Below are 24895 nucleotides of genomic sequence, written 5' to 3' on the forward strand. Positions count from 1 at the left end.
TAATAATTATGTTAAAAAATATAGTTTTTACGGTACTCTTAATTTTTGTTACTGCAGAAAACACCTTAGCTCAAGAAAAAATTCTTGAAAGGGCTAATCAAAAATACAATGAATATTCTTTTAGTCCGGCTATAGATATCTATAAGAAAGTATTAGATAAAGGATTTGTTTCAGCTGATTTGTTAAAGAAGTTGGGTAATTCTTATTATTTTAATGCAGACTATAAAGAAGCTTCTTTAATTTACGAACGATTATTGAAAGAATATGAAGGAGAAATAAGCCCTGATTATTTTTTTAGATATGCTCAAACCTTACGAAGTTTAAATCAGTATGTGGAGGCAGATAAATTAATGCGAAAATTTTCGGAAATGACTTCGGGAGATGTTAGAGCGAATAGCTTTCAAACCAAGCGAGATTATAGGACTGAAATAAAAGAAAACTCTGGGCGCTATACCCTAGGTAATTTTGACTATAATTCAGTGTATTCAGAATTTGCACCTTCTTATACTAATAACGGACTTTTATTTGCATCGGATCGGGATACAGGAAACTTAGCAAAATACAGACATACTTGGAATTCAAAAGACTTTTTAGATGTATATGAAGTCAAGGTAGAAAATGCTTCTAAAAATACCGTAGTAAAATTAGATAAAAACATTAATACCAAATTGCACGAGTCAACAACAGCGACAACTAAAGATGGTGCCACCTTATATTTTACACGAAATAATGTGGTAGATGGCAAAACCGTAAAAGATCAAGAAGGGATCACTAGGCTCAAAATTTTTAGGGCAAAATTAGAGGAGGGTATTTTTACAGAAATTGAAGAATTACCCTTTAATAGCGATACCTATTCCGTAGCGCATCCCACCTTAAGCCCAGACGAAAAAACACTTTTCTTTGTCTCGGATATGCCAGGAAGCTATGGAGAATCTGACATTTTTAAAGTAGCTATCAATATAGATGGTACTTTTGGACCCCCAGAAAATCTTGGAAATACCATTAATACAGAGGCAAGAGAAACTTTTCCATTTGTAACGAGTGAAGAAATTCTTTATTTTTCATCTGATGGTCATCCTGGTTTAGGAGGCTTAGATGTTTTTGCCACAAGAATAAAAAACAAATCTTATACGGGAATTGTTAAAAATGTTGGGGAACCCATAAATAGTAATCTAGACGATTTTACTTTTATTTTTAATGAGGAAACACGAACAGGTTATTTTGCCTCCAATAGAGAAAATGGTTTAGGGTATGATGACATATACAGCTTTGTAGAAAATATACCTCTTAAATTAGCATGTCAGCAAATAGTAACGGGCACCGTAAGAGATAAGATATCAAATCAGGTGCTGGTAGGGGCTACTGTTAAAATCATTGACGAAAATAATGTAGAACTTTTAAAAACACTAACTGATGCTAATGGAGATTACAATTTGATGATGGATTGTAATGTGGGTAATTTTGTTCGTGCCTTAACCGATGGGTATGTTCCTGCAGAGGTCTATATGGGTGCATCTGATGGACAGCCTCAAATCATAGATTTTTATTTAGAACGAGACGTTGTTACTGCTGGTTTTGGAGATGATTTGGCTAAGCTATTGCAATTAAGTACTATATATTTCGATTTAAATAAATACAATATTAGGGTAGACGCAGAAGTTGAAATACAAAAAGTAATTGCGGCCATGGATAAATATCCAAGTTTAAAATTAAAGGTAAATTCACATACTGATAGCAGAGGAAAAGATGCTTATAACTTGTGGTTATCTCAAAAAAGAGCCGAATCTACAGTGGCTTATATGGTTTCTAAGGGCATAGCTAAAGAGCGTCTTCAAAGTGAAGGTTTTGGCGAAACCCAATTGGTGAATCAATGTGGTAACAATTCAAGGTGTTCAGCCAATGAGCATGAATTGAACAGAAGATCTGAATTTATAATTTTAGAGTAACTTAAAAATAAATTTTACAACCTAAAAAAGCAGTTGCCCATAGCAACTGCTTTTTTAGATTTTATACAGTACCAACTAGTAAGTTTTTGCTAAGCCGCAATTTTCTTATTCATAATTTACACAGTAAATTTAGCTGGGCAAACAGCAATATAGTTGCGCTTCACTAGTCAAATAAGTGACTTCACAACATTTATTTTCGCTCTATGGTTATACCCTTAAATTTGTTAGGTGTGTGCTTAAAAATAAAATAGGTAAGCTCCGTATTTAAGCCATGTTAGTATCCACTTATATCATGAAAAACTATTTTTTTTATCTAATCCTATTTGTAATTTTCTGCATTTCTCATCAAAGTTTGGCTCAGCAAACCTATTTAGATAATTTCAATACAAGTTCTTACTCGAATAGTAACGGAAGTGAAACGTGGTCAACATCTTGGATTGAAGTGGGTGAAAATACCAATCCAAATGGTGGTCGAATTAGGGTTAATTCCAACCAATTGCGATTTTCGAATTTAGATGATAATACATTCATCTATCGATTGATTGATCTTTCAGGGTTCTCTCAAGTTACTTTAACTTTTCAATATGATGCCACAAATATAAATGGTAAGGGTCTTAACCTCTGGTTAATAGATTCTGGTGGATCATTTCAGTTTATAGGAACAATAAACAGTGGCACTGGCACAGTTACCTACCCCCTTCCTGCTGGTTTTGTATCTTCCAATAGCGGATTGGCATTCAATAGTTTTGACAATGATTGGACGAATTCTGATGTTGCCTTCATTGATAATGTTCAATTTACGATCATTACCGATACAGACGGTGATGGGATTAATGATTCGGTTGATAATTGTATTTCTACGTCAAACCCAAGTCAACTGGATACTGATGGCGATGGAATAGGCGATGTTTGTGACAATGACGATGATAATGATGGTATTCTTGATACTGTTGAAATAGCTTCCTGTTCTGCAACAACAAATGCTTTATTCTACGAATTTTATGATTTGGTACCTTCAGGGTCAACAGTTGACAATATCCCAACAACGGGTGCCTTAGCAACCGGAACGATAAGTACTTTTGATGTAAATACCTTGCAAAACTCAGTAGATCCAGGTGATACAAATTCTTTTGCTATACGGTATACGGGTACTATAAACATAAGCAATGCTGGGAATTATACATTTTATACGAGTTCAGACGATGGTTCAAAATTGTTTATAGACGGAGTGCAAATTGTAGATAATGACGGTAATCATGGCATTCAAGAACGCTCTGGTACAGTAAATCTTACTTCGGGTATTCATACTATTCTAGTGCTGTTCTTTGAAAATTCTGGTGGGCAATCGCTTCAGGTGCAATATCAGGGACCTTCTATTAGCAAGCAAACTTTACCATTTTCTATTTTATCAACCAATACGGGTTGCGATATTGATGGTGATGGATTGATTAACTCTTTAGACCTAGACAGTGACGGTGATGGTATTCCTGATAACGTAGAAGCGCAAACCACCACAGGGTACACAGCACCTACTGGTTCAGACACAAATAATGATGGTTTGGATAATGCCTATGGTACAAATGGTTTGACTTCTGTAGATACTGACGGCGATGGTATCCCCGATTTTTTAGATACCAATAGTGATAATGAAGGGGCCAATGATACGGTGGAAGCCGGAATTACCTTATCAGGATCTGATTCGGACGGGGATGGACTAGACAATACCATCGATACCATTAATGGCTATGCAGACCCAGGAGGAACTATAGACAATCCTTTAAATACCAATGGAGGTTCTATAGTATTGCCCGATTCGGATAATGATGCTGGCACAGGAGGTGATGTTGATTTTAGAGATGCTATAGATAATGCTGTGAATGAACCGCCTACCATCACCGCAACAGGTGATCAGGTGTTTTGTCCGGGAACTACCCTGCCAGTTGTTGAAACAGTAACGATAACAGACCCCGACGACAGCACTATAGCGGCAGTTTATATTCAAATATCAGCGGGTTATGACAATACAGGTGATGAATTGGTATTAACTGGTTCTCATCCGGGGATAACAGCATCTTGGGATGTTTCTGAAGGAAAATTAAGTCTTGTAGGTCCTGCGAGTTTAGCATCGTTTGAAGCTGCAATTTTGGGGGTTGTATTTCAATCATCAGTAACGTCTATAGGTGGAACCATGAAAGAAATTTCTATTGTTTTGAATGAGGCCAATTATTTACTAGCTACACAGCATTATTACGAATTTATTCCGGCTTTGGGAATTACTTGGACGGCTGCAAGAGATGCGGCAGCACTTAGAACGTTTTACGGACTTCAAGGATATTTAGCCACATTAACAGTTGCTGAAGAATCTGAATTATTAGGAAAACAGTCTAGTGGTGCAGGCTGGATAGGAGCAAGTGATGCGGCTGTCGAAGGCCAATGGCGTTGGGTAACAGGTCCAGAAGCCGGCACACTATTTTGGACGGGTACTGCAACAGGTAGCGTAACCGCTCCTTTTAATTACGCAAATTGGAACAATGGAGAACCCAACAATTCTGGAGATGAAGATTATGCACATATTAATGCTCCGGGGACTGGTTTTGATGGTTCTTGGAATGATTTATCTAATACTGGAGCTGGAAGTGGAAATTATCAACCAAAAGGCTACCTGGTAGAATATGGTGGTTCAATTGGAGATCCGGTAGCACCTCAGATTTCTGCAGTGACTAGAATTTGGGTAGATAGTGTAAACCCTACCGCTAGTAATCCAGCAGCACTTACAGTTTTTTGTAGTTCAGATGTTCCAGCGGCCGATATTACTGTCGTCACCGATGAAGCGGACAATTGTACTGTTAATCCAACAGTAAGCTTTATAAATGATGTTTCTGATGGAGGATCAGACCCCGAAATCATCACAAGAACCTATCGCGTTACAGATGCAAGTGGCAACGCAATTGATGTGATTCAAACCATTACGATACAAGCTATTGTTGTTAATACGCAACCCATAAATCAAACCGTAATTGTGGGGAGTTCAGCTACCTTTACTTCAAGTTGGACAAATGCCGATACTTATCAATGGGAGGTAAGTACTGACGGTGGTAGTACATTTAGTCCAATTTCAGATGGTTCTGAATATTCAGGAACACAAACGGCTATAGTTGTAGTGAACGATACAGCTATTGAAAAAAATGGTTTTGTTTATAGAGTAATAGCGACGAATTCTGCCTCAACATGCCCAAATGGAGTTACTAGTATCGGGGCTGTTTTAACAACGAAAGTTGGCACCGTAATCACCAATAGGAGAATAACCTACCGCGTTAAAAATAATTAATAATACAATTGAAACCGATGATTCAAATATTCCTAAAGCGACTTTAGGAACGCTAGTAAAAGTTGTCCTAATTAAAAATTATGTAATTTCTGAACACAGTTCTTTTTGGATTGTCAATTAGGCAATAAACCGTATTCTTTCATTTGTTGAATACCTATAATTTTCGATAAATAGGAGTTTTTTTAAAAATTACAGCGCGCTAGTTTTTAAGGTTTTCTTTTCTTTTTAACACTTTTAAAAATATTTCATTTTTAAATCACTTCATGAACTATTAGGTACACACTGCTTATATAAGCCTTCACAACATTAATTTTAATAGGGAAATTTAAGCCATAGTTTTGTGCCAAATATTTTGTTAGGTTTTTATTCTTAAATTTTAAAAACCTACATATTAAACACTCACATGTTAAAAAGTTATGCGAGCTATTTCAGTATTATGATTAGAAAATTATTATTGATTATTTTCTTTTTACTTCTTGGCTACCCTATTTTGGCGCAGGTTACTGGTGACTATAGATCAAAAGCCTCTGGCAACTGGAGTAGTGCTACTACCTGGCAAATATATAATGGTTCTGCTTGGGTAAATGCTACCAATTACCCAGGCCAAAATAGTAATGTGGGCACGGTAACTATTGGTAGTGGTAATACAGTTACCTTAAATGTAGATATTACCATTTACACTATAAACAAACTTGTTATAGGAGATCGCTCTGGTGGCAACGATACCCTGTCATTACCAGATAATGGGAGCTTTCAAGTTAATATTATGCAATTATCAGTGGAAAGTGATGGTATTTTATCTTGGGTCAAGAATGCCGATTTGTATTTACCTGCAGGTGCCCAGATTTACAATAATGGAGGACAAATTACTACCGATAAGAATTGTAATTCCTCACAAAGCATATTTATTGGTAACGAAAAGTTTTCAAATTGTAACGGAAATGGAGGGGCCGATTTTTCTTTTGATGACGTAGAATCTGCACTTCCTCCTCCGACTAGCAATGGGAATATTACTGAGTGTGCCCAGAACCCTATACAGACCTTAACAGCTTCTGCCACACCACCGTCAGGTGCTTCTGTGGTTTGGTATACCGCTTCTAGTGGTGGTTCTCCAGTTTCTCCAACATTAAATACGGTTGGTAATGTCACCTATTACGGTGAAAGTGTAGATAATTCAAATTCTAGCCGTAGAAGCCTTTTTAGAACTGCTGTTACATTAACCATTCGTTCAAGCCCTACCATATCGGTCACCACTGCCCCTAATTGTGTTTTTGCTCTATTTTCGCCTACAACCTATAGATTGGAAGTAACGGTCAGTACAGGCAATGTTACGAGCACGGCGGGTAACGTCACAAATGTTTCTGGTAATAGATGGTCAATCACCAATGTGCCAAATGGCAATAATATTGTAGTAACGGTAACTGCGGCCAATGGTTGTACCAATCAACTCCCAGTGACGGCACCTAATTGCTCTTGCCCTGTGGTCAATGCACCTACCAGCGGAGGTAATAGGTCGTATTGTGTTGGGGATCCAGTGCCAAGTATTACAGCGTCCGTAGGTTTGGGTGAAACGGTAGATTGGTACAGTGCGCCTAGTGGAGGAACCTCATTATTAATAGGTAATGCAACATATACCCCTTCCGCTCCAGGTACTTTTTATGCGGAGGCTAGGAATTCAACTACTAATTGTCGTAGTGGTTCAAGGACCGCAATAACGGTAACGCGTGATACACCCTCTACAGCAACTATTGGACCAGATCAATCTATTTTCACAGGAGGTAATGCAATTTTTACGGTCACTGCAACCAACGCCGATACCTATCAATGGGAGGTCAGTACCAATGCAGGTGTCACTTTTAGTACAATAGTCAATGGTGCGGAATATGCAGGCACACAATCAACCGCGCTGACTGTAATAGCAGCAGGGGTAAATAAAAATGGGTACAGGTACCGTGTTTCAGCTTCGAAATCAGGATCGGCTTGTCTGCCTACAATTTCAGCTTCGGCATTATTGACAGTTAAGCTAACGAATGTAATAACTAATCGAAGAATAACATATCGGGTTGATAAAAACTAGATTTCGGTAGGCGTAAAACTATCTTAATTGGGTGTTTTTACAAAATACTTGTAGTTAAAAGCATTAAAAATATATTTCCGGAATATCTTGTTTTTATTGGCGTTATCGGCAAAACGTATACGCCAAAATTGGAAAATGAGATGTAGGAAACCTCATGAAATACCCACTAGACCCATAAAAAATATACGTACACAACAATTATTTTCTTTCGGTGCAGCTTATGTTAATATTTGTAGAGTGTAGAAATACCTAAGTTTTTAGGATTTGTACCTACGTCATAAATAACCATTTTGAGAATAGAAATAAAGTTAACCCCAATCATGAATAAAAAATTCTTCTTATTAGTCTTTCTTCTAATATCAACTGTTGCCTTTTCGCAAACTGTAGTTACTTTAGAAGATCAATGTAATTGCGAGGTATTAAGTGGTACAGCTGTAAATGCTCCAGGCGTTTCAACTCCTTCGGGAGCTGACATTGGTGATATTTATGTCAACACAAATACAGGTGTCATCTATTTTTGGGATGGTAATTCTTGGGAATTAACAAGTTCCGATAATCAGCAAATTCAAGATTTTAGCTTTAATGGCGCAACAAACCAATTAACACTAACTATCGAAAATGGCGGTTCTATTACTGTTGATTTAAGCAGTTTAAGTGATTCTTTAGCTGATACCAATACGACTAACACAAGTTTAACGGAAGACGGTACGAACCTTATCATCACCGATAGTGATAACAATACCGTGACCTTAGCTTTAGCCGCTATTGCAGCGGTAACAGATACCAATACTACGAATGCAACTTTTGCAGTAGTAGGGACAGACTTAGTCATCACCGATAGTGAAGGCGCAACAGTTACAGTGGCCTTAGCCGATATTGCAGCGGTTACAAATACCAATACAACTAATACGAGTTTAACAGAAGACGGTACGAATCTTATCATCACAGATAGCGACAACAATACGGTTACTTTAGCTTTAGCTGATATTGCAGCAGTAACAGATACCAATACTACGAATGCAACTTTTGGCGTAGTGGGGACAGATTTAGTCATTACCGATAGTGAAGGCGCAACAGTTACAGTAGCCTTAGCAGATATTGCAGCGGCCACCAATACCAATACAACTAATACGAGTTTAACAGAAGACGGTACGAACCTTATCATCACGGATAGTGATAATAATACCGTGACCTTAGCTTTAGCTGATATTGCAGCAGTAACAGACACCAATACTACGAATGCAACTTTTGCCGTAGTGGGGACAGATTTAGTCATTACCGATAGTGAAGGCGCAACAGTTACAGTGTCCTTAGCCGATATTGCAGCGGCCACCAATACCAATACAACTAATACGAGTTTAACAGAAGACGGTACGAACCTTATCATCACCGATAGTGATAATAATACCGTGACCTTAGCTTTAGCAGCTATTGCAGCGGTAACAGACACCAATACTACGAATGCAACTTTTGGCGTAGTGGGGACAGATTTAGTCATTACCGATAGTGAAGGTGCAACAGTTACAGTAGCCTTAGCAGATATTGCAGCGGCCACCAATACCAATACAACTAATACGAGTTTAACAGAAGACGGTACGAACCTTATCATCACCGATAGTGATAATAATACCGTGACCTTAGCTTTAGCTGATATTGCAGCAGTAACAGACACCAATACTACGAATGCAACTTTTGCCGTAGTGGGGACAGATTTAGTCATCACGGATTCAGAGAATAATACGGTAACGGTAGCCTTAGCTGATATTGCAGCGGCTACAAATACGGATGCTCAGACGATTGCATTAAACAATACAACCAACATCCTTACTTTAGGAAACGGAACAGCAGCAGATACGACCGTAGACTTAAGTGCTTATGTAAGTACTGATGATCAGAATTTAACCAGTGCTACGATAGATGGAAGTAATATTTTAACGATAGCGATTGAGAATGGTGATCCTGTAACGGTAGACTTAAGTGCTTATTTAGACAATACAGACGATCAGAATTTAACCAGTGCAAGTATCGATGCTAGTAATATTTTAACGATAGCGATTGAAAATGGAGACCCTGTAACGGTGAACCTAAGTGCTTACTTAGACAACACGGATGCTCAGACGATTGCATTAAACAATACAACCAATATCCTTACTTTAGGAAACGGAACAGCAGCAGATACGACAGTAGACTTAAGTGCTTATGTAAGTACTGATGATCAGAACTTAACCAGTGCTACGATAGATGGAAGTAACATTTTAACGATAGCGATTGAGAATGGTGATCCAGTAACGGTAGACTTGAGTGCTTATTTAGATAATACCGATGAGCAGAATTTAACCAGTGCAAGTATCGATGCTAGTAATATCTTAACGATAGCGATTGAGAATGGAGACCCTGTAACGGTGAACCTAAGTGCTTACTTAGACAATACGGATGCTCAGACGATTGCATTAAACAATACAACCAACATCCTTACTTTAGGAAACGGAACAGCAGCAGATACGACAGTAGACTTAAGTGCTTATGTAAGTACTGATGATCAGAACTTAACCAGTGCTACGATAGATGGAAGTAACATTTTAACGATAGCGATTGAGAATGGCGATCCAGTAACGGTAGACTTAAGTGCTTATTTAGATAATACAGACGAGCAGAATTTAACCAGTGCAAGTATTGATGCTAGTAATATCTTAACGATAGCGATTGAGAATGGAGACCCTGTAACGGTAGACCTAAGTGCTTACTTAGACAACACGGATGCTCAGACGATTGCATTAAACAATACAACCAACATCCTTACTTTAGGAAACGGAACAGCAGCAGATACGACCGTAGACCTAAGTGCTTATGTAAGTACTGATGATCAAAACTTAACCAGTGCTACGATAGATGGAAGTAACATTTTAACGATAGCGATTGAGAATGGCGATCCAGTAACGGTAGACTTGAGTGCTTATTTAGACAATACAGACGAGCAGAATTTAACCAGTGCAAGTATTGATGCTAGTAATATTTTAACGATAGCGATTGAAAATGGAGACCCTGTAACGGTAAACCTAAGTGCTTACTTAGACAACACGGATGCTCAGACGATTGCATTAAACAATACAACCAACATCCTTACTTTAGGAAACGGAACAGCAGCAGATACGACCGTAGACTTAAGTGCTTATGTAAGTACTGATGATCAGAACTTAACCAGTGCTACGATAGATGGAAGTAATATTTTAACGATAGCGATTGAGAATGGTGATCCAGTAACGGTAGACTTAAGTGCTTATTTAGATAATACAGACGAGCAGAATTTAACCAGTGCAAGTATTGATGCTAGTAATATCTTAACGATAGCGATTGAGAATGGAGACCCTGTAACGGTAGACCTAAGTGCTTACTTAGACAACACGGATGCTCAGACGATTGCATTAAACAATACAACCAACATCCTTACTTTAGGAAACGGAACAGCAGCAGATACGACCGTAGACTTAAGTGCTTATGTGAGTACTGATGATCAGAACTTAACCAGTGCTACGATCGCAAGTAACATTTTAACGATAGCGATTGAGAATGGTGATCCAGTAACGGTAGACTTGAGTGCTTATTTAGATAATACCGATGAGCAGAATTTAACCAGTGCAAGTATCGATGCTAGTAATATTTTAACGATAGCGATTGAAAATGGAGACCCTGTAACGGTGAACCTAAGTGCTTACTTAGACAACACGGATGCTCAGACGATTGCATTAAACAATACAACCAATATACTTACTTTAGGAAACGGAACAGCAGCAGATACGACCGTAGACTTAAGTGCTTATGTAAGTACTGATGATCAGAACTTAACCAGTGCTACGATAGATGGAAGTAACATTTTAACGATAGCGATTGAGAATGGTGATCCAGTAACGGTAGACTTGAGTGCTTATTTAGATAATACAGACGAGCAGAATTTAACCAGTGCAAGTATTGATGCTAGTAATATCTTAACGATAGCGATTGAGAATGGAGACCCTGTAACGGTAGACCTAAGTGCTTATGTTGGTAGTGATGATCAAACAGCATCAGAGGTACCATATACACCTTACAAGACTATTAATTCTACAGATACTCAGAATGCTCTTAATGAGATAAAAGATGAAATAGATGCTTTATCCTTGGCAGCGGGAGCAAATACTGATGATCAAATTATACAAAATTTTTCTGTAGATGCCGTCAATGGAAATTTGAGTATTCAAATAGAAGATGGTAATACAGCTACAGTACCTTTAGCTGATATTGCAGCAGAAGTAAACACGGATGCTCAGACGATTGCATTAAACAATACAACCAACATCCTTACTTTAGGAAACGGAACAGCAGCAGATACGACCGTAGACTTAAGTGCTTATGTAAGTACTGATGATCAGAACTTAACCAGTGCTACGATAGATGGAAGTAACATTTTAACGATAGCGATTGAGAATGGTGATCCAGTAACGGTAGACTTGAGTGCTTATTTAGATAATACCGATGAGCAGAATTTAACCAGTGCAAGTATCGATGCTAGTAATATCTTAACGATAGCGATTGAGAATGGAGACCCTGTAACGGTAAACCTAAGTGCTTACTTAGACAACACCGATGCTCAGACGATTGCATTAAACAATACAACCAACATCCTTACTTTAGGAAACGGAACAGCAGCAGATACGACAGTAGACTTAAGTGGTTATGTGAGTACTGATGATCAGAACTTAACCAGTGCTACGATAGATGGAAGTAACATTTTAACGATAGCGATTGAGAATGGTGATCCAGTAACGGTAGACTTGAGTGCTTACTTGGATAATACAGACGATCAGAATTTAACCAGTGCAAGTATCGATGCTAGTAATATCTTAACGATAGCGATTGAGAATGGAGACCCTGTAACGGTAAACCTAAGTGCGTACTTAGACAATACGGATGCTCAGACGATTGCATTAAACAATACAACCAACATCCTTACTTTAGGAAACGGAACAGCAGCAGATACGACAGTAGACTTAAGTGCTTATGTAAGTACTGATGATCAGAACTTAACCAGTGCTACGATAGATGGAAGTAACATTTTAACGATAGCGATTGAGAATGGTGATCCAGTAACGGTAGACTTAAGTGCTTATTTAGACAATACAGACGATCAGAATTTAACCAGTGCAAGTATCGATGCTAGTAATATTTTAACGATAGCGATTGAAAATGGAGACCCTGTAACGGTGAACCTAAGTGCTTACTTAGACAACACGGATGCTCAGACGATTGCATTAAACAATACAACCAACATCCTTACTTTAGGAAACGGAACAGCAGCAGATACGACCGTAGACTTAAGTGCTTATGTAAGTACTGATGATCAGAACTTAACCAGTGCTACGATAGATGGAAGTAACATTTTAACGATAGCGATTGAGAATGGCGATCCAGTAACGGTAGACTTAAGTGCTTATTTAGACAATACAGACGATCAGAATTTAACCAGTGCAAGTATTGATGCTAGTAATATCTTAACGATAGCGATTGAGAATGGAGACCCTGTAACGGTAAACCTAAGTGCTTACTTAGACAACACCGATGCTCAGACGATTGCATTAAACAATACAACCAACATCCTTACTTTAGGAAACGGAACAGCAGCAGATACGACCGTAGACTTAAGTGCTTATGTAAGTACTGATGATCAGAACTTAACCAGTGCTACGATAGATGGAAGTAACATTTTAACGATAGCGATTGAGAATGGTGATCCAGTAACGGTAGACTTGAGTGCTTATTTAGATAATACAGACGAGCAGAATTTAACCAGTGCAAGTATTGATGCTAGTAATATCTTAACGATAGCGATTGAGAATGGAGACCCTGTAACGGTAGACCTAAGTGCTTATGTTGGTAGTGATGATCAAACAGCATCAGAGGTACCATATACACCTTACAAGACTATTAATTCTACAGATACTCAGAATGCTCTTAATGAGATAAAAGATGAAATAGATGCTTTATCCTTGGCAGCGGGAGCAAATACTGATGATCAAATTATACAAAATTTTTCTGTAGATGCCGTCAATGGAAATTTGAGTATTCAAATAGAAGATGGTAATACAGCTACAGTACCTTTAGCTGATATTGCAGCAGAAGTAAACACGGATGCTCAGACGATTGCATTAAACAATACAACCAACATCCTTACTTTAGGAAACGGAACAGCAGCAGATACGACCGTAGACTTAAGTGCTTATGTAAGTACTGATGATCAGAACTTAACCAGTGCTACGATAGATGGAAGTAACATTTTAACGATAGCGATTGAGAATGGTGATCCAGTAACGGTAGACTTAAGTGCTTACTTGGATAATACAGACGAGCAGAATTTAACCAGTGCAAGTATCGATGCTAGTAATATCTTAACGATAGCGATTGAGAATGGAGACCCTGTAACGGTAAACCTAAGTGCTTACTTAGACAACACCGATGCTCAGACGATTGCATTAAACAATACAACCAACATCCTTACTTTAGGAAACGGAACAGCAGCAGATACGACCGTAGACTTAAGTGCTTATGTAAGTACTGATGATCAGAACTTAACCAGTGCTACGATAGATGGAAGTAACATTTTAACGATAGCGATTGAGAATGGTGATCCAGTAACGGTAGACTTGAGTGCTTATTTAGATAATACCGATGAGCAGAATTTAACCAGTGCAAGTATCGATGCTAGTAATATCTTAACGATAGCGATTGAAAATGGAGACCCTGTAACGGTAAACCTAAGTGCTTACTTAGACAACACCGATGCTCAGACGATTGCATTAAACAATACAACCAACATCCTTACTTTAGGAAACGGAACAGCAGCAGATACGACCGTAGACTTAAGTGCTTATGTAAGTACTGATGATCAGAACTTAACCAGTGCTACGATCGCAAGTAACATTTTAACGATAGCGATTGAGAATGGTGATCCAGTAACGGTAGACTTAAGTGCTTATTTAGATAATACCGATGAGCAGAATTTAACCAGTGCAAGTATTGATGCTAGTAATATCTTAACGATAGCGATTGAAAATGGAGACCCTGTAACGGTAAACCTAAGTGCTTACTTAGACAACACCGATGCTCAGACGATTGCATTAAACAATACAACCAACATCCTTACTTTAGGAAACGGAACAGCAGCAGATACGACCGTAGACTTAAGTGCTTATGTAAGTACTGATGATCAGAACTTAACCAGTGCTACGATAGATGGAAGTAACATTTTAACGATAGCGATTGAGAATGGCGATCCAGTAACGGTAGACTTAAGTGCTTATTTAGACAATACAGACGATCAGAATTTAACCAGTGCAAGTATTGATGCTAGTAATATCTTAACGATAGCGATTGAGAATGGAGACCCTGTAACGGTAAACCTAAGTGCTTACTTAGACAACACCGATGCTCAGACGATTGCATTAAACAATACAACCAACATCCTTACTTTAGGAAACGGAACAGCAGCAGATACGACAGTAGACTTAAGTGGTTATGTGAGTACTGATGATCAGAACTTAACCAGTGCTACGATAGATGGAAGTAACATTTTAACGATAGCGATTGAGAATGGTGATCCTGTAACGGTAGACTTGAGTGCTTATTTAGATAATACAGACGAGCAGAATTTAACCAGTGCAAGTATCGATGCTAGTAATATCTTAACGATAGCGATTGAAAATGGAGACCCTGTAACGGTAAACCTAAGTGCGTACTTAGACAATACGGATGCTCAGACGATTGCATTAAACAATACAACCAACATCCTTACTTTAGGAAACGGAACAGCAGCAGATACGACCGTAGACTTAAGTGCTTATGTAAGTACTGATGATCAGAACTTAACCAGTGCTACGATAGATGGAAGTAACATTTTAACGATAGCGATTGAGAATGGTGATCCAGTAACGGTAGACTTAAGTGCTTACTTGGATAATACAGACGAGCAGAATTTAACCAGTGCAAGTATCGATGCTAGTAATATCTTAACGATAGCGATTGAGAATGGAGACCCTGTAACGGTAAACCTAAGTGCTTACTTAGACAACACCGATGCTCAGACGATTGCATTAAACAATACAACCAACATCCTTACTTTAGGAAACGGAACAGCAGCAGATACGACCGTAGACTTAAGTGCTTATGTAAGTACTGATGATCAGAACTTAACCAGTGCTACGATAGATGGAAGTAACATTTTAACGATAGCGATTGAGAATGGTGATCCAGTAACGGTAGACTTGAGTGCTTATTTAGATAATACAGACGAGCAGAATTTAACCAGTGCAAGTATCGATGCTAGTAATATCTTAACGATAGCGATTGAGAATGGAGACCCTGTAACGGTAAACCTAAGTGCGTACTTAGACAACACCGATGCTCAGACGATTGCATTAAACAATACAACCAACATCCTTACTTTAGGAAACGGAACAGCAGCAGATACGACCGTAGACTTAAGTGCTTATGTAAGTACTGATGATCAGAACTTAACCAGTGCTACGATAGATGGAAGTAACATTTTAACGATAGCGATTGAGAATGGTGATCCAGTAACGGTAGACTTGAGTGCTTACTTGGATAATACAGACGATCAGAATTTAACCAGTGCAAGTATTGATGCTAGTAATATCTTAACGATAGCGATTGAGAATGGAGACCCTGTAACGGTAAACCTAAGTGCTTACTTAGACAACACGGATGCTCAGACGATTGCATTAAACAATACAACCAACATCCTTACTTTAGGAAACGGAACAGCAGCAGATACGACCGTAGACTTAAGTGCTTATGTAAGTACTGATGATCAGAACTTAACCAGTGCTACGATAGATGGAAGTAACATTTTAACGATAGCGATTGAGAATGGTGATCCTGTAACGGTAGACTTGAGTGCTTATTTAGATAATACAGACGAGCAGAATTTAACCAGTGCAAGTATCGATGCTAGTAATATCTTAACGATAGCGATTGAAAATGGAGACCCTGTAACGGTAAACCTAAGTGCGTACTTAGACAATACGGATGCTCAGACGATTGCATTAAACAATACAACCAACATCCTTACTTTAGGAAACGGAACAGCAGCAGATACGACCGTAGACTTAAGTGCTTATGTAAGTACTGATGATCAGAACTTAACCAGTGCTACGATAGATGGAAGTAACATTTTAACGATAGCGATTGAGAATGGTGATCCAGTAACGGTAGACTTGAGTGCTTATTTAGATAATACCGATGAGCAGAATTTAACCAGTGCAAGTATCGATGCTAGTAATATCTTAACGATAGCGATTGAAAATGGAGACCCTGTAACGGTAAACCTAAGTGCTTATGTAAATTCAGACAACCAAACAATAGATGCTTTTGCACTTTCTGGAACTACTTTAAGCCTTTCATTAGAGCGAGATGGAGTAGCAGATCAAACTGTAGATTTGGGAGCAACATTTGCCACCGACGCAGAAGTGACTTCGGCTGTAAACGCGAGTGCTGCTTTAGATTTAGATAAAATAATTGGCAATGAAATAACAAATGCTACTGATGCTACCTTAGTACGAGCAGGTGCAGGAACAACAGCAAGTCCGTATACCTTAGATGTAGCTGTTTCTGGAATCACTGCGAATGAATTAGCGAGTAATGCGGTAACTACTATAAAATTAGCAGACAATGCCGTTACCAGTGCAAAAATAGCTGACGGAACTATTGTAACCGCTGATTTAGCAAATAACTCGGTGAACAGTTCAAAAATTATAGATGCAAGTATAGTGACAGCTGATTTAGCTGATAATGCTGTTACCAGTGCTAAAATAGTAGATGGAACTATAGCAACAGTTGATTTAGCTGATAACGCTGTAACTAGCGCTAAAATAGCTAATAACGCAGTAACGCCTTTAAAGATAGATGCCGCTATAGCAGGTTCTGGATTAACAAGAAGTGCTTTGGGTGTGTTATCAGTAAATGGAGCGGCTTTAGCTAATGGCAATATCACTTCATCTGATTTAACAGTAACAGGGGGTGCCAACGCAGCTTTCACCAATGTGACGTTAACGATTGCTGATAATGCAGTAACAAGTGCTAAAATAGCAGATGGAACTGTAACGATAGCTGATTTATCTGATAACTCAGTAACGAGTACAAAGATTGTTGACGGAACCATTGCAGCAGCAGATATAGCCAATAATGCAGTAACGCCATTAAAGATAGATGCTACACTAGCAGGATCAGGCTTAACAAGAAATGTTACCACAGGAGTTTTATCGGTCGATGGAAGTTTGGCCACGGATACAGAATTAGCGGATGCCATAAATGCAAGTGCAGCACTAGATTTAGATAAAATCGTTGGGAATGAAATTACAAATGCTACTGATGCCACATTAGTACGAGCAGGTGCAGGAACAACAGCAAGTCCTTATACTTTGGATGTAGCCCCAGCCGGAATTACAGTAAATGAATTAGCTGATAATGCAGTAACCAGTGCCAAAATACTTAATGGAACTATTATAACTGCTGACCTGTCTGATAGCTCGGTAACCTCGGCAAAAATTACTGATGGTACTATTGCAAGTGCTGATTTATCCAATAATGCAGTAACTACAGCCAAAATAGCTGATGATGCAGTAAGCTTATCAAAATTAGCCAATGGCACCACAACAGGGCAGATAATGCGTTGGAATGGTAGCGATTGGGAATTAGCACAACCTACAGCAACCACAGTAAATACTACAGTTATAGATGCTGATGGTGACGGTACTAATGAAGCAAACATCCAACAAGTGGTTGATGCCATTGCGCCAATCACATCAAAGGCAGCTAGAATTTTTTATCCACCGTCCATAGCTGTCGATGCATCAAGTACTGGAACCTTACGAACTTTAAATTTATATACTGAATATACAGCTCAGTACGCTACACCAGCTGTAGCCAGTGCAGGTGCACCATTAGCAATACCAACCTACGCTGCTACGGAACTTTATTATTATGTTACTTATTTTGACACCAGTGTTTTTGCAAATGTTAGTGTCAATGCCAGTGGCGTCATGACTTATGATGTTATTGGTTTGCCATCAGATTATAATTCATTGATCAATGTAGTGTTTGTAGTAAAGTAATAGGTACGAATAAAAAATAGACAACAAATTTGAAATCAATCAACACATATAAGTTTTTATTCGTTCTTCTCTTTGGATTGCTCTGCGCTAATTTAGCTAGTGCTCAATATTTGCTGCAAGCACCAAATAGTACCGATGAAAATAATTATCGATGGTTTAATGCTTCCGATACCAATACGGTTTTAGGTACTGATTTTTTCTACGAAGTAAATCAACCTGGGGTTTATTTTGCTACCTATGACGGAACAGCCTGTGGAAAAAATGCAACTACGTATTTTATTTTAACAGACTGCAATGCACCTGATAATCAAGTGACTTTAGATATCGCAAACAATGTTCCTCCGGGAGCGAGCATTACTTGGTCACCAGCCTTAACAGGGGATCAAAACGCACCTACCATTACAGCAACGCAAGATGTTATTAAATATGTCGCCACATTGGTAAAGGCAGGAAACTCAAAATTATTACCGAGTTTTACGGTGGTTTGTATGAGTCAATCCAGTACCTTGTTAAATGATGTGGCAACGGTAGATGAAGATTCATTTGTAGTGATTGATATTCTTACTAATGATACTGATGTACCCAATTCGGGTACCTTAACTACGTCTAGCCCTGCTAATGGTTCAGTAACGATTGATGACAATGGAACACCAAATGATCCGTCTGACGATCGTGTTACCTATACACCCAATCCTGATTTTAATGGAGCAGATAGTTTTACCTATACCGTATGTAACGCTTTAGGAGATTGTAGTACGGCAACCGTAACGATTGATGTATTGCCAATTTTAGATACCAATGATGACGTTGTAAGCATTAATGAAAATCAAATTATTGTCATTGATAACTGGGATGTAAATGATAATGACCTTCCATCAAGTGGAACATTTACAACGACCTCACCTACCAATGGTAGAATCGTTATTGACACAAATGGAACTCCTAACAACCCATCGGATGACATAGTTACGTACACCCCTAATAATGGTTTTGTAGGCACAGACACTTTTCAATATACCGTTTGTGATACCGCGGGCAACTGCAGCACATCAACCATAACTATAGTAGTTTCGAATGCCTTAGATTTAGATAGCGATAATGACGGTATTTTAGATGCATGGGAAGATTTGAATACTGATAATGATAATGATCCAGCAACTAATGCTACCGATTCTGACGGCGACGGAATTCCTGATTATTTAGATATTGATTCTGATAATGACGGAATACCGGACAATGTAGAAGCGCAAACCACGGCAGATTATATCGGGCCAAGCGGCGTAGATGCAAATAATAATGGTTTAGATGATGCTTATGAACAAAATGGTAACCTTGGTTTAATCCCTGTAAATACGGATAACTCAGATTTACCAGATTATTTAGATGAAGATAGTGATAATGATGGTGTTCCTGATGCCATTGAAGCGCACGATCACAATCATGATGGTATTCCAGATGTGGTATTATTAGGATTGGATGAAGATAACGACGGACTTGATGATGGTTATGAAGGTAGTAATACCAATGATATTGATCCTAATGATGAAATAGATAATCCTTTTACAGATCTTCCAAATACAGATGAAGATGATGAAGTAGATTATAGAGATGATGATGACGATGATGATGGTATCGCGACTATCGATGAAGATGTAAATGGTGATGGTAACTGGGCTAATGATGACATTAATAATAACGGAATTCCAAATTATTTAGATCCTGATTTAGTGGTTGCGGGTGATAGTATAAAAGTGTATAATGTGGTCACACCTAATGGTGATGGTGCTCATGATGTACTTAGAATTGATGGATTAGAAAATTATCCTAATAATACGGTTAAAATATTTAACAGATGGGGTGTGATGGTGTTTGTAACGAAAGCATACAATACCCAAGGAAACGTATTTGATGGTACTTCTAATGGTAGAGTAACTATTGATAAGGACAATAAACTTCCTGTGGGTACCTATTTCTATATCATAGATTATCAAGATGCCGTCAATAATATGAAAAAACTTACAGGATACATTTACATAAACAGATAGTATACATGAAAAACCCCAATCATCATACTTATTTTAACTCACTATTTGCCTTACTATGCTTTACACTATGTGTAACAACTAGTAGTGTTTTTAGCCAGCAAGACGCACAGTATACGCAATACATGTACAACACAGTTAGTGTAAATCCTGCCTATGCAGGTTCACGTGGACATATGAGTATTGCAGCCCTGCATCGTTCGCAGTGGTTAGGCTTAGAAGGTGCGCCAACAACGCAAACACTAAATGTACATACACCAATTGGGTATAGGGGCATGGGTTTAGGAGTATCCATAGTAAATGATCAAATAGGACCCACCTCTGAAACAAATTTAGATGTTGATTTTTCATATACCATTCAAACCTCAAGAGAAGGGAAACTGAGTTTTGGACTTAAAGCAAGTGCTAACTTATTAGACATTCGATTTTCACAGTTAGATCAATATGTTCAGAACGATCAAACCTTACAACAAGATGTCGACAATAGGTTTTCCCCGAATATTGGTGCAGGTGTGTATTATCATACGGATAAATTTTATTTAGGCTTGTCAGTACCAAGAATATTAGAAACATCTCATTTTGAATCTTCCTCTTTATCGACGGCTAGTGAACAGATGAATTTTTATTTTATTACTGGGTATGTTTGGGACCTAAATCCTTTCTTAAAATTTAAGCCAACAGTGCTAACTAAAATGGTTCAAGGAGCGCCCTTACAAGTAGATGCATCCGCTAATTTTATGTTTGATAATAAATTTATACTCGGTGCGGCATACCGCTGGGATGCTGCACTTAGTGCTCTAGTAGGCTTTCATGTTTCTGATGAGTTGCTCATTGGAATAGCCTATGACAGAGAAATTACCGAATTGGGTAATGCTGCCTTTAATGACGGTTCCTTTGAAATTATTTTAAGATATGATTTAGTAAAGACCAGAGGTAACCTAAGATCACCTAGATTCTTTTAAAACGATAAGTTTTTTTTACCAAATTTCACTTCGCTTTTTACTGGTCATCCAATATAAAATAGGCCTAAAGCATTTTTTTGTCTGAGCTGCTATTCCATAAAAAAATACATCCTCATAGAACTATTAGGTTTTTATATCTTCTTTCTAGTGCTTGTTTTATTGTAACACATGTCTATATATTGATTTCATAAGGTCTTTAATCATATCCACAGCAATATTTTAGGTTTTCATTATAAATTATAACTTAAAGGTATTATTTTTGTCCTGCGATGTAGTATCGCAATTGCTAAGATTTAAAGAAGATAAAATTGAAAGAAGAACGTGTCATACTCGTTAATGAATTAGACGAACAAATTGGTACCATGGCAAAAATGGAAGCTCACGAAAAGGCCTTACTTCACCGTGCTTTTTCTGTTTTTGTGATGAACGATAAAGGCGAAACTATGTTGCAACAAAGAGCAGCGCATAAATACCACTCTCCTTTATTATGGACCAATACCTGTTGCAGTCATCAACGTGTGGGGGAATCAAACATTCAAGCAGGAAAAAGAAGGTTACAAGAAGAAATGGGTTTTACAACCGAATTAAAAGAACTTTTTTCATTCATTTACAAAGCACCTTTCGATAATGGGTTAACAGAACACGAATTAGATCATGTGATGATAGGTTATGCCCATGATGCGCCACAGATTAATTCTGATGAAGTTGCCGATTGGAAATGGATGAAACCTGAAGCTATAAAAGCAGATATGATTGAAAACCCAGACCGGTATACGGCATGGTTTAAAATTATTTTTGATAAATTTTACAATCACATTACTGAAAATAATTTTATACAATGAAAGTAAAAGTAAGTAGAAAAGCACATTTTAATTCCGCACATAGATTATACAGACCAGATTGGAGTTTTGAAAAGAATGATGCTGTTTTTGGTTTGTGTAATAACCCTAATTTTCATGGCCACAATTACGAACTTATTGTAAGTGTTACCGGTGAAATCGATAAAGAAACAGGATTTGTTATGGATGTAAAAATCCTAAAAGATTTAATTAAAAGCGAAATTGAAAATGCCTTTGATCACAAAAATCTAAACGTAGAGGTTCCTGAATTTAAAAACCTAAATCCCACAGCTGAGAATATTGCAGTGGTCATTTGGGATAAATTAAGACCACATATTGATCAAGATAAAGAGTTAGAGGTGGTGCTCTATGAAACCCCAAGAAACTTTGTGAGCTATTCAGGATAAATAAAAAAATAAGCATGTACTACCCACTAAAATTTAATCCTATTTTAAAAGAGCGCCTTTGGGGTGGTACTAAGCTAAGGGATATTTTTGGCAAACCTATAGCTAGCGATAGTGTTGGCGAAAGCTGGGAAATATCAACTGTAGAAGGCGATATTTCGGTGGTTGCCAATGGCGATTTAGCCCATACATCGCTACAACAATTAATCGACGAAAACCCAGAGGCCTTGTTAGGTAAAAGTGTCGTAGAACGATTTGGCACTGCATTCCCTATTCTGATTAAATTTATTGATGCGAAACAAGATTTGTCGATCCAATTGCATCCTAATGACGAATTGGCAAAAAAACGTCATAACTCTTTTGGCAAAACCGAAATGTGGTACATCATGGACGCTGAAACAGATGCCGATTTAATTGTTGGATTTAATAAAACGGTCACAAAAAAAGCCTATCAAAAGAGTCTAGAAAATAACACCTTATTAGAGCTGCTGCATTATGAAAAAGTGAAAGAAGGGGATACTTTTTTTATCAATACAGGAAAAATACATGCTATTGGAGCAGGAGTTGTGCTGGCAGAAATTCAGCAAACCTCTGATGTGACCTATCGAGTTTTTGATTTTAATAGAAAAGATAAAGCTGGTCAATTAAGAGAATTGCACACTGATTTGGCTTTAGACGCTATCGATTACGAGAAGAAAGATGATTTTAAGGTTGTATATACCACCGATACAAATACTGTAAATTCTATGGTAGATAGTCCTTATTTTAAAACAAATTATCTACAACTTACAGAAAATATGAATTTCGACTTGAGTCAAAGAGATTCATTTACCATTTATATGTGTGTAGCAGGGGAAGCAACTATCGTTAACGAGCATGGCAAAGCACATTTAAATAAAGGAGAAACGATACTCCTATCCGCGAGTTCAACAAAAGTGAGTATTCATACCCAAGATGCTACCTTATTAGAAGTAACGATTTAATTCTATTCGATAGTACTATTGTACTATTAAAAAGATTACTTTTGCAAAAAATAAAATTAGTAAAATGGCAAGTATTCAAAATTTAAAAAAAGATATCAACTACGTTTTAGGTGATATTATTGAAGCAGTATATTTTTGGGAAGCTTCAAATAACAAAAAAAGTTCAAAAGAAGGTTCTGCCCTTATAGATGATGCAATTAAAACTTTTGACGATTTAATTGTTGAAGTAAATAATAAAAAGGTAGATAACAGAAGTAAGCATCTTAAAAAAGTGCGCGTTGAGTTAGAAGAAAAAGCAACAACTTTGGTTGAGAGATTAAACAAATTGGGTTAAGCTAGGTATTCAACGATACAAAACAAAAAAGCATCCAATTTAATTGGATGCTTTTTTGTTTTCTATTAAAAAATACAGATAAAGATTTTAATTTTTTGCCTTTTTTACTTCTTCAATATGTTGTTTTAATTTTTTACCGTATTTAGAAGCTGCTACTTCTGGTGTAAGCATTTTGTAAATAGAGTCTAAATATTTTACGTTCGATTCTGCCACCTCATTTACAGCAACGTAAGGAGCTACATAAGAATCTTTGTTATTTAAAGCAAAATTTAAACCGTAGGCATAACTTCTATATAAATTTTTATCACTTAATTTTAGTAAAGAGTCTATAGCTAAAGAGTCATTAGAAAACTTAGGATTAAATTGAGCCTGTAATAGTTCTAAATCTTTTGCATTATAGCGAGCCATTCCTTTTCGATACTCTTCATATTTTTCGTTCGATGTTGACCCTGGTCCCGTTATTTTAGCCTCAGCTTCAAATGAATTCCAAGAGCTTGTAATAGTAATAATACCGGGCTCACCAAAAAAAGTAATTCTGTCATTGATATCATTATTATCATCTTTAGTTAAATAAAGGTAAAATATATCTGGATCACTAAGCCTTGTAGAAAAACTAAAATCGCCACTTCCCTTTATTTCTAAGGAGTCTAAGTTTTTAAGAATAGTATCTTGAATTTGCTGCAAGTATAAGGTTCCTTTTTTTAAGCCTTTAATAGTGCCGTTAACCACCATGGTATTTTTATCATCACTACCACAAGAAGCAACTAAAAGTCCTACTAAGGACCATAAAATTAAGTTTTTCATCTTCATAAATTTTAACC

General features: G+C 37.5%; 11 protein-coding genes. 10 read left to right on the top strand and 1 reads right to left on the bottom strand.

Going from position 1 to position 24895, the window contains the following annotated elements; all coding sequences use genetic code 11:
- Positions 1-8: 8 nt before the first annotated feature.
- The 10 genes from GQ45_RS16815 (at position 9) to GQ45_RS16860 (ending at position 24074) form a co-directional block, all read left to right on the top strand.
- Positions 9-1946 (top strand): OmpA family protein, encoded by a 1938-nt coding sequence (locus tag GQ45_RS16815; protein ID WP_047419761.1) that lies wholly within the window; start codon positions 9-11, stop codon positions 1944-1946.
- Between the two features lie 292 nt (positions 1947-2238).
- Positions 2239-5274 carry a PA14 domain-containing protein gene (locus GQ45_RS17695; RefSeq protein ID WP_052188320.1) on the top strand — a complete coding sequence of 1012 codons (3036 nt, stop codon included), beginning with the start codon at positions 2239-2241 and terminating at the stop codon, positions 5272-5274.
- A 403-nt stretch (positions 5275-5677) separates the two neighbouring features.
- On the top strand, positions 5678-7351 hold the full coding sequence (locus tag GQ45_RS16825) for a hypothetical protein (protein WP_047419762.1): 1674 nt from the start codon (positions 5678-5680) through the stop codon (positions 7349-7351).
- A 320-nt stretch (positions 7352-7671) separates the two neighbouring features.
- Positions 7672-18510: a hypothetical protein gene (locus tag GQ45_RS16830; protein ID WP_047419763.1), complete on the top strand. Its 10839-nt coding sequence runs from the start codon at positions 7672-7674 to the stop codon at positions 18508-18510.
- 29 nt (positions 18511-18539) lie between these two features.
- The gene (locus GQ45_RS16835; protein ID WP_047419764.1) at positions 18540-20555 is read left to right on the top strand and encodes a gliding motility-associated C-terminal domain-containing protein; all 2016 of its coding nucleotides are present in this window, start codon (positions 18540-18542) and stop codon (positions 20553-20555) included.
- Positions 20556-20560: 5 nt separating this feature from the next.
- A complete protein-coding gene (locus tag GQ45_RS16840) occupies positions 20561-21514 on the top strand; it encodes a type IX secretion system membrane protein PorP/SprF (protein ID WP_047419765.1) in 954 nt (317 codons plus the stop codon).
- A gap of 308 nt (positions 21515-21822) precedes the next feature.
- Positions 21823-22356, top strand: a complete 534-nt coding sequence (gene idi, locus GQ45_RS16845; protein WP_047419766.1) for an isopentenyl-diphosphate Delta-isomerase — start codon at positions 21823-21825, stop codon at positions 22354-22356.
- Complete coding sequence (locus GQ45_RS16850; protein WP_047419767.1) at positions 22353-22760, top strand: 6-carboxytetrahydropterin synthase; 408 nt, start codon at positions 22353-22355, stop codon at positions 22758-22760. Before idi ends, GQ45_RS16850 begins: the two co-directional genes overlap by 4 nt.
- A 14-nt stretch (positions 22761-22774) precedes the next feature.
- The gene (locus GQ45_RS16855) at positions 22775-23740 is read left to right on the top strand and encodes a type I phosphomannose isomerase catalytic subunit (protein WP_047419768.1); all 966 of its coding nucleotides are present in this window, start codon (positions 22775-22777) and stop codon (positions 23738-23740) included.
- Between the two features lie 64 nt (positions 23741-23804).
- On the top strand, positions 23805-24074 hold the full coding sequence (locus GQ45_RS16860) for a hypothetical protein (RefSeq protein ID WP_047419769.1): 270 nt from the start codon (positions 23805-23807) through the stop codon (positions 24072-24074).
- 87 nt (positions 24075-24161) lie between these two features.
- Here the strand turns inward: GQ45_RS16860 and GQ45_RS16865 are convergent, their stop codons facing one another.
- Complete coding sequence (locus tag GQ45_RS16865; protein ID WP_047420578.1) at positions 24162-24878, bottom strand: DUF4369 domain-containing protein; 717 nt, start codon at positions 24876-24878, stop codon at positions 24162-24164.
- Positions 24879-24895 lie beyond the last annotated feature (17 nt).

The organism is Cellulophaga sp. Hel_I_12 (genome assembly GCF_000799565.1).
GTDB lineage: Bacteria > Bacteroidota > Bacteroidia > Flavobacteriales > Flavobacteriaceae > Cellulophaga.